The sequence below is a fragment of the Candidatus Methylomirabilota bacterium genome (assembly GCA_003104975.1).
GTDB lineage: Bacteria > Methylomirabilota > Methylomirabilia > Methylomirabilales > Methylomirabilaceae > Methylomirabilis.
Genome location: PQAM01000008.1, coordinates 267,123 through 282,135 on the forward strand (window position 1 = coordinate 267,123; position 15,013 = coordinate 282,135).

General features: G+C 59.9%; 16 protein-coding genes. 6 read left to right on the forward strand and 10 right to left on the reverse strand.

Translation table 11 applies throughout. The features are described 5' to 3' along the window. Positions 1 to 65 precede the first annotated feature (65 nt). From C3F12_04910 to C3F12_04920, 3 genes are all read right to left on the reverse strand, one after another. Positions 66 to 509, reverse strand: a complete 444-nt coding sequence (locus C3F12_04910; GenBank protein PWB47317.1) for a hypothetical protein — start codon at positions 507 to 509, stop codon at positions 66 to 68. Next, on the reverse strand, positions 506 to 1,624 hold the full coding sequence (locus tag C3F12_04915) for a 2-alkenal reductase (protein PWB47318.1): 1,119 nt from the start codon (positions 1,622 to 1,624) through the stop codon (positions 506 to 508). The genes C3F12_04910 and C3F12_04915 overlap by 4 nt, the downstream gene beginning before the upstream one ends. A 212-nt stretch (positions 1,625 to 1,836) precedes the next feature. Beyond that, on the reverse strand, positions 1,837 to 2,619 hold the full coding sequence (locus C3F12_04920; GenBank protein PWB47319.1) for an inositol monophosphatase: 783 nt from the start codon (positions 2,617 to 2,619) through the stop codon (positions 1,837 to 1,839). 339 nt (positions 2,620 to 2,958) lie between these two features. Here C3F12_04920 and C3F12_04925 point away from each other — a divergent pair, with 339 nt between their 5' ends. After that, positions 2,959 to 4,653: a carbon starvation protein A gene (locus C3F12_04925; protein PWB47320.1), complete on the forward strand. Its 1,695-nt coding sequence runs from the start codon at positions 2,959 to 2,961 to the stop codon at positions 4,651 to 4,653. 13 nt (positions 4,654 to 4,666) lie between these two features. Further along, positions 4,667 to 5,449 carry a histidinol-phosphatase gene (hisN, locus tag C3F12_04930; protein PWB47321.1) on the forward strand — a complete coding sequence of 261 codons (783 nt, stop codon included), beginning with the start codon at positions 4,667 to 4,669 and terminating at the stop codon, positions 5,447 to 5,449. Between the two features lie 100 nt (positions 5,450 to 5,549). Here hisN and C3F12_04935 read toward each other — a convergent pair whose 3' ends face one another. From C3F12_04935 to C3F12_04945, 3 genes are all read right to left on the reverse strand, one after another. Next, positions 5,550 to 5,861 carry a hypothetical protein gene (locus tag C3F12_04935; GenBank protein PWB47322.1) on the reverse strand — a complete coding sequence of 104 codons (312 nt, stop codon included), beginning with the start codon at positions 5,859 to 5,861 and terminating at the stop codon, positions 5,550 to 5,552. Between the two features lie 5 nt (positions 5,862 to 5,866). Beyond that, a complete protein-coding gene (locus tag C3F12_04940; protein ID PWB47323.1) occupies positions 5,867 to 6,448 on the reverse strand; it encodes a hypothetical protein in 582 nt (193 codons plus the stop codon). An 860-nt stretch (positions 6,449 to 7,308) separates the two neighbouring features. Beyond that, positions 7,309 to 7,776 carry a universal stress protein gene (locus tag C3F12_04945; GenBank protein PWB47324.1) on the reverse strand — a complete coding sequence of 156 codons (468 nt, stop codon included), beginning with the start codon at positions 7,774 to 7,776 and terminating at the stop codon, positions 7,309 to 7,311. A 235-nt stretch (positions 7,777 to 8,011) separates the two neighbouring features. Here C3F12_04945 and C3F12_04950 point away from each other — a divergent pair, with 235 nt between their 5' ends. Next, entirely contained in the window at positions 8,012 to 8,983 is a 972-nt protein-coding gene (locus tag C3F12_04950; protein ID PWB47325.1) for a galactose oxidase, read from the forward strand. Between the two features lie 27 nt (positions 8,984 to 9,010). On the opposite strand, the gene C3F12_04955 is transcribed toward C3F12_04950, so the two are convergent. From C3F12_04955 to C3F12_04970, 4 genes are all read right to left on the reverse strand, one after another. Continuing rightward, on the reverse strand, positions 9,011 to 9,409 hold the full coding sequence (locus C3F12_04955) for a hypothetical protein (protein PWB47326.1): 399 nt from the start codon (positions 9,407 to 9,409) through the stop codon (positions 9,011 to 9,013). A 186-nt stretch (positions 9,410 to 9,595) separates the two neighbouring features. After that, positions 9,596 to 9,958 (reverse strand): hypothetical protein, encoded by a 363-nt coding sequence (locus C3F12_04960; GenBank protein ID PWB47597.1) that lies wholly within the window; start codon positions 9,956 to 9,958, stop codon positions 9,596 to 9,598. 2 nt (positions 9,959 to 9,960) lie between these two features. Continuing rightward, positions 9,961 to 10,191 carry a hypothetical protein gene (locus tag C3F12_04965; GenBank protein ID PWB47327.1) on the reverse strand — a complete coding sequence of 77 codons (231 nt, stop codon included), beginning with the start codon at positions 10,189 to 10,191 and terminating at the stop codon, positions 9,961 to 9,963. Positions 10,192 to 10,199: 8 nt separating this feature from the next. Next, on the reverse strand, positions 10,200 to 10,478 hold the full coding sequence (locus C3F12_04970) for a DUF2442 domain-containing protein (GenBank protein ID PWB47328.1): 279 nt from the start codon (positions 10,476 to 10,478) through the stop codon (positions 10,200 to 10,202). Positions 10,479 to 10,791: 313 nt separating this feature from the next. Here C3F12_04970 and C3F12_04975 point away from each other — a divergent pair, with 313 nt between their 5' ends. The 3 genes from C3F12_04975 to C3F12_04985 are packed head-to-tail and all read left to right on the forward strand — an operon-like array spanning position 10,792 to position 14,993. Next, a complete protein-coding gene (locus C3F12_04975) occupies positions 10,792 to 11,070 on the forward strand; it encodes a transcriptional regulator (protein PWB47329.1) in 279 nt (92 codons plus the stop codon). Positions 11,071 to 11,082: 12 nt separating this feature from the next. After that, a complete protein-coding gene (locus C3F12_04980; protein PWB47330.1) occupies positions 11,083 to 12,276 on the forward strand; it encodes a hypothetical protein in 1,194 nt (397 codons plus the stop codon). After that, positions 12,276 to 14,993, forward strand: a complete 2,718-nt coding sequence (locus tag C3F12_04985) for a copper-translocating P-type ATPase (protein PWB47331.1) — start codon at positions 12,276 to 12,278, stop codon at positions 14,991 to 14,993. The genes C3F12_04980 and C3F12_04985 overlap by 1 nt, the downstream gene beginning before the upstream one ends. The last annotated feature ends 20 nt before the right edge of the window (positions 14,994 to 15,013 follow it).

Consider the following 15,013-nt stretch of genomic DNA (forward strand, 5'->3'; position numbering starts at 1 on the left):
CAGGCCGCTGTCGCGTCCCGCCTCCACAGGCGTCCTCTCTGTCGCACCAGCACCTCCATCATGCGCTAACGAGTCGATTCATCGTATCTGACGCGGACTGTCTGACCCGCGCGAATATCCATTTCTTGAGTAAAGCCTGCAGGCACCTCCAACACAAGATCGGCGAGGTGACTGATAACGGCAGGCGTTTCGTGCGGGCGCGGCGGAGGAATATTCGCGTGAATGGCGACAACCTCCCCCTCCCTGATCCATACAATGTCGAGTGGAATCAACATCCCTTTCATCCAGAATGTCCGGTGTTCCGCCGCATCAAAGGGAAAGAGCATCCCTTCACCCTTTGGAAGCGATGATCGACCCGCAAGCCCTTTGGCCTGCTCGCGCCTGGTCCGCGCCACCTCAACAGTAATCGTCACCCGATCGTCGATAACGACACTGCCCCTTTGAAGGGCCGAGGCGTTACAGACCCACATGACACTCAGTAAGAGACCAAGCAGCAGCGGACGCCTCATGCCTCAGGCAACTCTCCCAGGCGAACCGATACGGTGAGCGACTTACCGCCCCTAAGCACTTCGATCCTGATCTGGTCTCCCGCCTTCCGCTCCGCGTCCAGAAACGCCGTCAGATCGTCTATCGATGTGACCTTCCGACCCTCGACCGCGACAATGATGTCTCCCCCTACACCTACCACCACATTGCCGACCCGTACCCGTCTTATCGCCCCCTTGATACCCGCGCGCTGAACAGGGCCTTTAGGAGCGACCTGTACCACCACGATGCCTTCTCGAACCGGCAGCTTCAGGGCGTCGGCCAGTTCCGGCGTGATGTCCAGACCGGCGATCCCCAACCAGGGATGGCTGACCCGCCCCTTGGCGATCAACTGAGGGAGCAACCGTTTCGCCGTATTCACCGGGACGGCAAACCCGATTCCGACCGACCCGCCGCTTGGCGTATAGATCGCACTGTTGATGCCGATCACCTCGCCCCTCGAATTCAGCAGCGGTCCGCCCGAATTACCGGGATTAATCGGCGCATCGGTCTGGATAACACCTCGGATCTGCCGACCGCTCTCCGAACGCAACGTCCGGCCCACCGAACTCACGACGCCACGCGTTACTGTTCGATCCAGGCCGAACGGATTACCGATCGCGATAGCCATCTGCCCCACCTGCAAGGCATCGCTGTTGCCCATCTTCAACGGAAACAGCTTCTCCTTTGGGACGGAGATCTTGATGACGGCCAGATCGTTACTCGGATCGCGGCCGATCAACTTGGCGGGAACCTTACTTTTGTCGGGTAGTGTGACCTCCAGGCTGTCGGCCTCCTCCACCACATGGTTATTGGTCAGAATGTAGCCTCGGTCGTCGACTACGACACCCGAACCGGCTCCCTTCTGAGGTATCGGATTGAAGAAGACATCGTAGGCTAGCGCAGTACTGGTGATATGAACGACGCCGGGGCTGGCATGTTTATAGACCGAGATCACGATCTGTTCCTCGGGGCTGAGACCGGGGCCTTCGGTCTGGGTTTTTTCCGCCCAGGCATCGGTCCGGATAGCGAGGCATCCGACAGCCGCGAGTGCCGCGAATACGACACGTCGAACCCGAATGCAGCGGTAGATGGACAAACGTCTCGCTCCTTCGATTTTTGTTTGCTCCCGAAAAAGATAAAGTGGACCTTCCGTCCACCTCGATCACTGTAGAACACCAGCATAGGCTTGTCAACGTCCAAGGCGGGTCAATCTACCGTCAGTTGTGAGACGCAACCCCTTGATGCGCTGATCGATGGGGGTATGCGTCACAAGAAGATAGAGAGGTCAACGAATGGCAAGCGGCAGGATCAGCGTTCCATGGCCAGGACGCGGAGCATCTCGGCATGGAGCAGGCCGTTGCTGGCTACGATTTGGGGGTTAGACAGGCGATGCGGCCCACCGTGAAGGTCGGTCACCCGGCCGCCCGCCTCGGTGACCATCAGAATGCCTGCCGCCATGTCCCACGGATACAGCTTCAGCTCCCAGAAGCCGTCAAATCGACCGGCGGCCACATAGCAGAGGTCAAGGGCGGCTGAACCGGGGCGACGGACGCCCTGCGCGCGTGTCATAAACTTCACGAACTGATCCAGGTTATTGTGCTCGGCACCTGCGACATCGTTGGGAAACCCGGTAGCCAGCAGCGCGTCAGGCAGGCCGGCGATGGTTGAGACCTGTAAACGCTTTCCGTTGAGAAACGCGCCTCCGCCTCGCTCGGCCATAAACAGCTCCTCCTGGCTCGGATCATATACGATCCCGAAGATCAACTCTCCGTCTTGTTCCACCCCGATCGATACTGAGTAACAGGGGTAACCGTGGGCGTAATTGGTCGTCCCGTCCAGCGGGTCGACGTACCACCGATATCCGGAATCGCCCTGGAGTCTGGTCCCCTCCTCACAGAGGACATTGTGGTGCGGCAGCGCCTGCCGCACCAGGTCGGCAATGGTTTCCTCTGAACGGCGATCCATATCGGTCACGAGGTTCTTCACCCCCTTGAACTCGATGGTTCGCTGTTGTTCTAACCCCTGGCGAAGGATCGCCCCGGCCTCCTTCGCAGCGCGCAGTGCGACCTCGCGTATGGCGTCGATTTCCATCGCTCCTCCTGATAACAGTGGGTGTAGTCTATCATATTGATCCAATGCTGTCGAAGCCTCGTCGATCTGGGTCACGCATTGTCCGGGACCTATCGTAGTGATAATATGGTGCGAGAGTGTGGGTCATGCTCTCCACGTACCTGACGAAATGATCGCGAGGCAGCGGTACCCCATGACCATCGTCTGGAAGTGCCTCATCTGCGGCCACCACCAACAGGACGACCGGCCGCCGGCGCACTGTCCGAACTGCGGTGCGCCAAAGGAAGAGTTTGTCCTGGTAGAGGAGGACTGATCGTTGTTGACGCGTGTTGAGCATCGACTGAAAAGGATCGGCGACGTATGAGCCTGCCGTTACTCGCGGTCATTCTGCTGGTAGGAATCGGTGTGGGGTATCGGCTCTACAGCCGATTTGTGGCCGGGCAGTACGGTCTGGATGATACGCGTCAGACCCCGGCGTGTGAGATCAACGACGGGGTCGACTATGTCCCCACTAAACCGTTCTACCTGCTTGGCCAGCACTTCAGCGCCATTGCTGCGGCGGGTCCTATCGCCGGTCCGATCATGGCCGCCCAGATGTTCGGATGGCTTCCGTGCCTGCTCTGGATCGGCCTGGGGACGATCTTTATCGGGGCAGTTCACGACTTCTCCAGTCTGGTAGCGTCGGTCAAACACGGCGCCCGGTCCATTGCCGAGATCGTCCGTGTGCATCTTGGGCCGCGGGGCTGGCTCATCATGATGCTCTTCATCTGGCTGGCCCTGATCTATGTGATCGTGGCCTTTACCGATATCACGGCGAGCACCTTCGTCGGCAAAACGGAAGAGTTTGAGGGGGAGGTCTTCGCCTTTAATCCGGGCGGGGCGGTTGCTGCGGCGAGCATCATGTACCTGCTCCTCGCCGTTCTGATGGGATTAGTGCAGTGGCGCTTCAACCCGCCACTGTGGCTGCAGACACTCATCTTTGTCCCGGCGACCTTGGGCGTTGTCTGGTTCGGTACAAAGATTTCGACCCTCCTGATCCTGGACGTGAAGATGTGGGGGGTGCTGATTTTGCTTTACTGCTTCGCGGCCTCCCTCCTGCCGATGTGGCTCCTTCTCCAGCCGCGGGGATACCTGGGCGGGTTCATCCTGTATCTCACCCTCTTTGTCGGCCTCATCGGGATCTTCTTTGGCGGATTTGAGGTCCAGCAGGAGTCGTTTAAGACCTGGCACGCGCCGGGTATGACCGGGGCGCTGTTTCCGTTTCTGTTTGTCACCATCGCCTGCGGCGCCTGTTCCGGCTTTCACGGCCTGGTCTGCTCGGGGACCACGTCAAAGCAGATCGAGAAAGAGGCCCACTGCCGGCCGGTAGGGTACGGTGCGATGCTGCTGGAAGGGTTTGTGGCCTTTATCGCGCTGGCCACCGTCATGATCGTGGCTCAGCCTCAGCTTCAGGGAATGGCGCCGGGAAAGATCTATGGGGATGGGATCGGCAGGTTCCTTGCGATCCTCATCGGCAAGGAGCATCTTCAATTCGCGATGACCTTTGGGGCTATGGCCTTTTCCACCTTTGTCTTCGATACACTGGACGTGGCCACCCGCCTGAGCCGCTATATCATTCAAGAGCTGTTCAACTGGTCCGGCAAGCGGGGTGCGGTACTCGCGACGGCGATGACGATTGTATTGCCCCTTATGCTGATCACTACCTCCGGTGAGGGGGCCTATCGGCTCTTCTGGACCCTCTTCGGAACAGGCAATCAACTGCTGGCGGCCCTGACCCTTCTGGGGATTACGGTTTGGTTGAAACGGTCGTCTCGACCGACCTGGTTTGTCGCGCTGCCGATGCTCTTCGTCATGAGCATGACAATCTGGTCTCTTGTGATTCAGGCGAGGGGGGCCTATGCCGTCATCCTGCAGGAGGGCCTCATCCTGAATACGACGATCTTGAATGGGGTTGTCAGCATCAGTCTATTGCTGCTCGCCGTGATGCTGATCGCTGAGGCGCTGCGAAGCCTGGCCCATCCGGCGATGTCGACGGCCAAGGCCCCGACCACCTGACATGAGGAAGCGGATGCCCACAGGCGACGAACTTCAGAGGCTCCTCGACTTTGCCGTCGGTGCAGCGACACAGGCCGGCGAGATCATCATGACCTACTTCCAGACTGCGTTGACGCCGGAGCGAAAACCGGATCGGACCTTTGTGACGGCGGCCGACCGTCAGGCCGAGGAGAGACTCCGAACCTTGATCCGGCAGACCTATCCGGACCACGGAGTTCTTGGGGAGGAGTTCGGCGAGCAGCGGGGAGATTCCAACCGGATCTGGATTATCGACCCGCTCGACGGCACCGCCTCCTTTCTGCACGGCGTTCCGCTCTTCGGCGTCCTGCTCGGATTAGAGGTCGATGGGGAGGTAGTCCTTGGGGTCGCCAACTTCCCTGCGCTGAACGAAATCGTCTATGCCGCCAGGGGAATGGGCTGTTTCTGGAACGGGCGCCGTGCGTCGGTCTCCGGTCTGGATGATCTGAAGGAGGCGTTGCTCGTGTACACCGACGGCGCCGGTTTTGAGCCGCATGGACGTGAACCCGCCTTCCGCCACCTGATCACTGCCACCGGGATGTACCGGAGCTGGGGCGACTGTTACGGCCATATTCTGGTGGCAACAGGGCGGGCGGAGGTGATGCTCGATCCGGTGATGAGCATCTGGGACTGTGCGGCGCTGCTGCCAATTCTGCGCGAGGCGGGCGGTACCTTTACGGATTGGAAGGGGAGACCGACCATTCGGGGGGGGAACGCGATCTCAACCAACGGTCGGCTGTTCGATCAGGTGATGCAGGCCGTCAAGAAGGAGTACTAACACAATACGTCCGGCGCGTCTGTCCGAGTCTCGGTTCCAATAAATAACACGGGCGTTCCCAGGTGATCCGGGAACGCCCGTTGCGATGTGGTTGTAGCGATCATCGCTCCAAGAGCTTACCTCGTTCTCTGTCCATCGCCTCCTTACCGGCCTGGTAGGCGGCGGTCAGAATGGCCTTCTTTTCTTCAAAAATTTCTCTCCCTGCCCCGATGGCATCTTCGACCCGGTCTTTCACATCGTCAACGATATCCGTACTCCGATCCTTCACGTCTGTCGCGAGGTCCCTGAGGCGAGTGCGGGTCTTACGGCCCCCCTCCGGGGCAAACAGGAGAGCCAAGCTCGCTCCAAGCGCGCCGCCGATGATAAACGCGAGGCCAACAGACGCAGGCGAACACCCCCGTTCCTCACTCATGTTCGTCACCTCCTTTTTATGAGCCTGATGATGAGAGTCTTGAGACCGACCCGAAGGCCGGTCGTAAAGGCGGCACCGGCGATCAGCTTCGGATAGACGAACTGCTGTACCAACTGATTCACATCCCGCACGGTCTGCCCTGCTTCAGCAATCGCGTCGAGTGTCCCGCCCATCTTTCCCAACCCACCGGTTACTTGATCCGAGGCGCGATTGAGGTTCCGAATCACCTCTTTCAGCTCCACCAGCGACGGTCGCAGTTCAAGCTCCACGACCCTCAGGAAATCCTCCGTCTGCCTCGCGGTACGGCGAAGCTGAAACAGCATGGGGATCGCGGCGCATACCAACACGAAGAATAGGGCGACAATTGCCCATAGAGCGTACTCTACCGTAGACATGGGCCTCCTTAAGCAAATGCCCGGTGAACTCGGGTCTACTGTATCAAAGCCACCGGGTGAGGTCAAGGCGCAAGATTCCAGAGAGCTCATTTTTAGCTTGACAATGGAATCCCGCTTGGCTAGATTACATCCCGACGCTGTTCGAAGAAAGGCTGCTGGCTGAATCCTGCCGAATGATTTGCCGGCCCTCATACCGGAGTAATCGGCGCCCGTACCGTTCGCACAGAGCAAATCTGTGGCAGTTTAATCCGAGCAGATCCGAGACGGTGAGCGGTAAGGTAGAAGGTTATACAGTACGCCGGTTATCGGTTCCTGGAAGAATGTGGAGGCTAACGCGGCGACGCTTCCGTTCAGCGCCTGAAATTGCAGGGAGGAGTTGTACTGCTCTGGTCGGACGGCCACATACCACGCGAACCTTTCCGGATTGCCGGCGATTGCAGGGTGAATCGCCGAAACACGACACGGAAAGTAACGAGTGGTGAACGTTGTCGAACGATCAGAGTTAACCGCTAACCAGTCAAACTAAGGGAGGATTTCAGTGGATCGCGGCGACACAATACTGTTGTGGCTTGCGGCTGGTGGCCTGCTGATCTTTGTGACGGTCGCTATGATTATCTCGTTCATGAGCTAGTGGTTCCAGCAGATGTGCGAGCTTCAGGGTCACACGAACTCATAAAATCAGCGCAAGACATCCCTAGCAGACCGAAAGTTGGATGCTCATCCTCGATATTGCGACTATATTACCGGGACCTATCATAATGGGCTGGTAGTATAGGCAATATCGGTGTATGGTCGGCGGGTTCGCGAGATCCGCCGCCTGTGGTGAGCGTTCGAAAAGCGATGGTCTAGGCGGCTATTAAAAAAGTCGAAGAACGTCGCTTTCGGTGAGTCGGCTTCGAGGTGAGTTAATATCAGCAAAGAAAGCCGGGCGCGTCCTGCGCCCGGCTTTTTCTCAATCCGGCTTGACTTATATAATAGCGTAGGCTGCCAGGGATCAGGCCGTCGGTCAGTCTATATCCTTAGGCGCTCCAGACCCTCAGTCGATCTCCGTACTACTTGGTCCGGACAACGAGGACGGGTCGATCGGCGTTCCGCAACACATGCTCTACGACTGAGCCGAGGAGCAGGTGCTTTACCCCGGAATAGCCGTGGGAGGCCATGACGATCACATCAGCCTCCTTGGCCGCCGCCTCCTGGCAGATTGCGTCATGGACCGCCCCGGAAATCTCCAGTACCCGTACCTCCGTTTTGATCTTTCCCTCTGTGCGAACCTCCTCGGGTACGAGCGCCTCCAGTGAGGAGAAGAGATTGTCCCGGATCTCCGCCCGCTCTTCAGCGAGGGTTTCACCGGGCGTAGGCTGGGCGTAGAGCGGGTCCGGCATCCCTGAGACGTCAACGGCGCACCAGAGGATGACAGTGCCGCCCCGTTCACCTAGGAGCGCATAGGCATGGGGAACCGCGCCGTTTCCGAGAGGTGAGAGATCAGTGGTTACCAATACCTTCTGATATGTCGGCACCATGGCACGATACCTCCTTTTGATAAGCAGGTTGTTGCCGCCCAGTTACTGACATGGGGTCATCACGATTGCGACCGTTTGTTATACCTGTCGTATATCGATTCCAAACAACATTGTTAATGTAGCCCTCTGCCGGTATATTGTCAATGGGTGGGGAAGGACCGAAAAGCTACAAAAACAGCAATGAATACTGGGGTGTAGGAACGCTTAAAGAGCTGGTTAGTGTGGTGAACGACGGATGAAGCGAGGGGTGAGATATCTGATAGGCGCGATTGCAGTGTCCTGTCTCCTTATTGCGCTCGGTGTCCGGGCTGAGGGGCTGGGGAGTTGGCGTACCGTTGCCCCCATGCCGATGGAACGCACCGAGGTGGCGGCAGCGGCGGTTGATGGGAAGATTTATGTGATCGGGGGCTTCAAGATGTTCTTCATCGGTGGCGTGACCGGTGCTGTTCAGGCGTACGATCCGGCGCTGGACCGATGGGAGAATCGGGCGCCGCTTCCCCAAGCCCTTCATCACGTGGCCGCCGTCGACATAGACGGTAAGCTGTACGTGGTTGGCGGGTATCGCCGGGCATGGCCCTGGCAGCCGGTTGCCAACCTTTGGCGCTACGATCCCTCGACCAATCGGTGGGAGGCGCGACGACCGATGCCCACTGCGCGAGGAGCGTTGGCCGTCGGCGTGATCAACGGCAAACTCTACGCCGTTGGCGGGATGGCCGACCGGGTGCTCAACGTCAACGAGGAGTACGATCCAGTGACCGATACCTGGCGTAAACGGGCACCGATGCCGACGGCCCGCGATCACCTGGCGGCGGCCGCATTGGACGGGAAACTGTATGCGGTCGGTGGGCGTGTCGGAACGGGGGTGGCCATGCTGGGTGAAAATCTGGCAGTCACCGAGGTCTACGATCCGGATACTGATCGGTGGGACGACAGGCGGCCGATGCCGACGGCCAGGGGTGGTATTGCTGCCGTAGCCCTGGGCGGCCGACTCTTTGTCTTTGGCGGAGAGGAGTCTGCGGGAACGTTCGCCCAGACTGAAGCCTACGATGCGGGTACAGATCGCTGGACAACCCTGGCGCCAATGCCGACGGCGCGGCATGGGCTCGGCGCTGCGGCGGTCGGCGGCAGGATCTATGTCATTGGAGGTGGGGTGAAACCCGGCGCCTCAAAAAGCGCCCTCAACGAGGTCTTCGACCCCTGGTCGTAAAGCGGTTCGACACACTGAGCACGAACCCTAGAGGGCTCGCGCTCTTTTGCCGATGAATTCATCGATACTCCAAACGCCAGAACCCTTAGAGGCAATGAACAGGAACACGAAGCAGTAGAGTACAGCCATCTCACCTGCATTCAGGATGGGCCAGAAGCCAAGAGGTGCGTGTACCATGAAGTACGCGACCGCCATCTGCCCACTTGCGATGAATGCAAGGTAGCGCGCCCGCAACCCCAGCGCTACCAGTAGACCACCAACGAACTCAATAATTCCCGCCGTAACCATCAAGGGGTTGGAGGGTTGACTCACCTCTCCCAGAACACCAAAAAGCTTCTGCGCTCCATGACAAGCAAACAGAAGGCCGATCACCAGGCGCATTACCGCATACAACAACTCCGAATACGCTCCGAGCCAACGATTCATAGGGCACCCCTCTTATAGTGATCTCTACAGTCGACCACGACACCCCCTTCACAACTTCCGGCGTCCGTTGAACGCTTGAGTGAAGCTGTGGCCCAACCGAACGGATAGATCTCGGAATTGCTTAAAAACGCGGTGGGGTCTGGACGTCAGCTTCAGCGAGTTGTTGGGTGGCGACCGCACCACCGCTCATATTGGCAAGACCCTCACTCGAGATTTGCTCTCGTCTACAGCAACAAGCGCCCCAGAAGCCAAGTCAGCATCGTGTTGCTTGAGGGCGGCAATCACCACGCCTTCCAGATAGTCAGGCAACACATCGTCGACACGAATCTGAAGCACGCTCGGACCCGTTGCACGCGTCAGGGCAAGCAACGCGCCAAAATCCAAGTCGTGGGTAAATACGATGTAGCCATTCGCTGCGGCCCAGTCCATGATGGTCCGGTCGGTGGCCCGTGGATCGCCTATCGTGGACCAGTGGACTGCCGACCAGCCGTGGCGCTGCAATACAGGCACCCAGTCAGGGGACAGATTCATGTCGACCAGAACGTTCACACTCATCCGGCGGCCAGCGGAACCTCCCGCTCCTCGACTCGCCACGCCGCGTAGGCTAGCGCCTGGTCAATGTCTTCCGGTTCGAGGTACGGGTATGCCTTGAGGATCTCTTCGCGAGACCGGCCGGCCGCCAGTAGTCCCACGATCGTCCCGACCGTGACCCGCAAACCCCGAATACACGCTTTGCCACCCATGACTTCAGGATCTAAGGTAATGCGCGTCAACTGCTTCATACGCCACCTCACAAGGTATGAACGCCTGATGGACGGTCTTGTTGGGCGTTTTCTATTGCCCCAGGCTTCCACCGTGCCTCAATGGTATCAACAGAAAGATCTGCCCCACACTCCCACTCAATATAGTACCTCCCATTATGAATGCGCTCGAACTCACTTCTGTCTTTCAGAGGCTTGAAGGCTTCTGATTCGAGATAAGGCGTTACATCAAATAGACCGGTTTGCCCATCATCGGTCTTTATGTAAAGTATGTAATTTTCTTTCGGAACGATCTCTGCAATGTTCATTGGTCCAGTCCTCGAATAGGAAAAGGTTTCTTGCCATTAACCGCCAGTTCCCAGTCCGCAAGCAGGTCTTCTTGGTGTATTTCAATCCATGCATCGACTAACTTTACAAAGCAGCGACCCTTTGAGTCTGGACAACCAAAGAGTCGACTGGCCATACAAGCTCGCCGAAAAACCTCGCATATGGTTGGGGCGATTGTCCGGCGTTTCTGTTGGGTTGTCAAGGTTTTCAATCCCGGTCTTGACTGGATCCCCTGCCTGGTATATACTCTACCAGGGTAGGGTAGTGATAGTCGACGGCCGTGTTGGGGGTGAGATGATGGACGAGGAGACGAGGCAAAAGGCGCTGGCTCGGCTGAGTCGGATCGAGGGGCAGGTGCAGGGTGTGCAGCGGATGGTGGAGGAGGAGAAGTACTGCGTCGATATCCTGCTCCAGCTCTCCGCTATCCAGGGCGCATTGGAGCAGGTTCGCAAGATCCTGCTCGGCCGTCACATCGAATCGTGCGTCGTCGAGGCGATGGCCTCCGGGCGGGCGGAGGATCGCCAGAAGAAGATTGAGGAGCTTCTGGATGTCTTCACCCGCTACGGTAAGTAGGTCAGGTCCGTGATGCGGTACGATGCGATTGTGGTGGGCGGCGGGCCTGCCGGGGCGACGGCGGCGCTTACCCTGGCCAAGGGCGGCGCCCGGGTGCTGTTGCTGGAGCGGCGGCGGTTGCCTCGTTACAAGCCGTGCGGCGGCTGCCTGTCGCGACGGGTGGAGCGGTGGCTTCCGTTCGATCCGAGTGTGCTGATAGAGGAGCGGATCACCGGACTCACCTTTACCTGGCGCGGTCGTGATGCGGTGGAGGCGACCTTCTCGGAGCCGGTGGCCCTCATGATCTGGCGCAACATGTTTGATCAGGCGCTGTGCGGACGCGCGGTTGACGCCGGAGCCGAGTTGCAGGATGGACAGACCATCCGATCCGCCAGGACATCTGCAAACCATGTCGAGGTCGAGATTGCGGGCAGGACGGTCACCGCCGATTTCCTGGTCGGGGCCGATGGGGCCTACAGTGTCGTGGCCCGGGATCTCTTTCCGGATCGCGGACAGCCGGGTCTGGCGGCGCTGGATGTGGAGCTCCCCTTGACGAGGACGGGAGAGGCGAAGCTGAAGGGTCGGGTGGTACTGGATGTGGGGCACGCGCCGGGAGGGTACGGCTGGGCCTTTCCGAAAGGCGGCGTGGCCTCGGTCGGTGTGGCGGTCGATCGCAGATCGGCGAAACGGGTCCAGTCGTGCCTGACGGCCTTTCTGAACTCGACCGGCTTCCAGGATCGCAGCGCCATACGGACCACCGGGGCGTTGATTCCGATTCATGGCAACGGGGTCCGCTCGCTTCACCGAGGGCGCGCCCTTCTTGTAGGTGATGCGGCCCGCCTGGTCGATCCCTTTCTTGGGGAGGGGATCTATTACGCCATTCAGAGCGGACAACAGGCGGCGCGGACGATCCTGACCGACGGAAGCCGCAACGGCGACCTATCGTCATATCAGACCGCCGTCTCGCGGACGATCATCCCGGAGCTCGAGGCGGCCGATCGGCTCAGCCGTGCGGCCCATCGGGCCCCGTGGCTCTGGTTTCAGGTCCTCAAGCGGCGTCGTTCGGTGATCGATCTGTACCGAAAGGTCTTGATGGGTGACGCAGGCTACCGATGGTTTGAAGATCAGGTCTGGGCGGGGACGCCTCGTCCTATAGTTTGGCTGTATGGCCTTTGGGCCGGGCGAGGGGCCCTTCGCGATAGACCTCAGGGTTTGGGGAGCCGGTAATGGCAACAGATCCGATTTGCGGCATGGATGTACTCCCCGAAGAGGCTGCAGGCACAAGCCGCTATCAAGGCGTGGACTATTACTTCTGTGCGGTGGCCTGCAAAGAGGCGTTCGACAGGTCGCCGGAACAGTATGTGCCTAAATCCCCCCACCCCCCCTTTACCAAAGGGGGGCACGGGGGGATTTCAGGTGCGAAGCCTGAAGCTCAAGCTGCCAGTGTCGAAGCCTCCCGCCTCCCGCCTCCCGCCTCCCGCGCTCTTCATACCGTCGCGCTCCCCATCGGGGGCATGACCTGTGCCTCATGTGTGGCCAGGATCGAGGACGGCCTGTCGCGGCTCGACGGGGTCGAGGCGGCCAGTGTCAATTTTGCAACGCAACAGGCGACGATCTCGTACGATCCCACGCAGGCCACCATCGATCGACTTGTCCGGGAGGTTCGAGAGCTCGGCTATGAAGTACCGGTCGCCGACGTTGTCTTCCCGATCCGTGGGATGTCCTGCGCCTCATGCGTTCAGCACATCGAGCAGGCGTTATCGTCAGTCCCGGGGGTGGTCTCCGCCTCCGTCAACTTTGCGACGGATCGGGCGACCGTGACCTACCTTGCCCCGATCGTTCAACCGTCCGATCTGCGGAAGGCGATTGAAGATGCTGGGTATCAGGTTGCGGACGTAACTACTGCCGCCGCAGCGCCCGATCAGGAGAAGGCGACGGCAGATGCAGAGATCCGTCTACTTCGAACCAAGTTTGTGGCGGGCGCGGCCCTGAGCCTTCCTGTCCTGTTCGGGAGCTTTCCGGCCTGGTTCCCATGGGCTCCGGCGCCGCTCTCCGACCCCTACGTCCTCCTGGTCCTGACCACCCCGGTGCAGTTCTGGGTCGGCCGGCAGTTTCATCGGGGGTTCTGGGCGAGCCTGAGACACCGAACCGCCGACATGAACACCCTGGTCTCGATCGGGACAAATGCGGCCTATCTCTACAGTGCGGCACTTACCCTCTTCCCGGCGTCCATCGCGCCGGCGGGGATGGAGACGATGACCTACTACGACACCGCCGCCATCCTGATGACCCTGATCGTCATGGGGCGGTGGCTGGAGGCCAAGGCCAAGGGCCGCACCTCCGAGGCGATCAAGAAGTTGATGGGACTGCGAGCCAAGACCGCTCGGGTGATCCGCGGCGACGTCATGCAAGACATCCCCGTGGAAGAGGTCCGGGTCGGTGACCTGGTGTTGGTGAGGCCGGGTGAGAAGGTCCCGGTGGACGGGATCATCCGCGAGGGGCAGTCGGCGCTGGATGAGTCGATGCTGACCGGAGAGAGCCTTCCCGTCGAGAAGGGGCCGAGCGATCAGGTGATCGGCGCGACGGTCAATAAGATGGGAAGCTTCACGTTCGAGGCGACGCGGGTCGGACGGGAGACGGTCCTCGCCCAGATCGTCCGACTGGTGGAGCAGGCCCAGGGATCGAAGGCGCCGATCCAGCGACTGGTCGATAGGATTGCCGGCGTCTTTGTCCCGATCGTCCTGGTGATCGCGGTGATGACCTTTGGGATCTGGTGGTTGGTCGGGGGGGAGCAGGCGTTTCTTGTAGCCCTCTCGAACTTCGTCGCCGTCCTGGTGATCGCCTGCCCCTGCGCCCTGGGTCTGGCGACGCCCACCTCGATTATGGTCGGTATCGGCAAGGGGGCCGAGCATGGTGTCCTGATCAAGAACGCCGAGAGCCTCGAACGGGCCTATCAGGTGGGCGCCATTATTTTCGACAAGACCGGCACGCTGACCGTCGGCCAACCGGTCGTCACCGACGTTGTTCCGAGTGTTCCCCTCACGCCTCACGCCTCACGCGAACTCGTTCGCTTGGCCGCCTCAGCGGAACTGGGTTCCGAGCACCCGCTCGGCCAGGCGATTATTGAGCACGCCAGGGCGCAGGGGCTCGATCTTGCCCAGCCGCAGGAGTTTAAGGCCGCTCCAGGACATGGCATCAGGGCGGTGGTAGAGGGACAGGAGGTTCTTCTCGGCAACGCGGCTTTGATGCGGCAGCACCGGATCGACCTTGCCGGGATGGACGTCCAGGCGCAGGCGCTCTCGGGCGCAGGTAAGACGCCGATGTTCGTGGCCGCCGATGGTCGGTTTCTCGGCATCATCGCCGTAGCCGACGTCGTCAAGCCGCATTCCAAGGCAGCCGTGGCGGCGCTACATGATTTGGGTATCGAGGTGGTGATGATGACCGGTGATACCCGTCGGACCGCACAGGCCATCGCCGGGCAGGTGGGGATCGATCGCGTCCTGGCCGAGGTCCTCCCCGAACACAAGGCGCTCCAGGTCCGTCAGCTCCAGGAGCAGGGGAAGCTGGTCGCGATGGTGGGCGACGGGATCAACGATGCCCCAGCCCTGGCCCAGGCCGATGTCGGAATCGCCATCGGAACCGGGACCGATGTGGCGATGGAGGCGGCCGATATCACCCTGATCGGTGGCGACCTGCGCAGCGTTGTGACGGCCCTCCAGTTAAGCAGGCTGACGATGCGCAATATCAGGCAGAACCTGTTTTGGGCGTTTGCCTACAATGTGATCCTGATCCCGGTGGCCGCCGGTGTCCTATACCCGTTGTTCGGGGTAATGTTGAGTCCGGTCCTGGCCGGTGGCGCCATGGCGCTGTCGTCGGTGACGGTGGTCAGCAATGCCCTCCGGTTACGGCGATTCCGGCCGATGGACGTAGCCGCATCCGCATAGCGGCTTACCGGTGTGATACA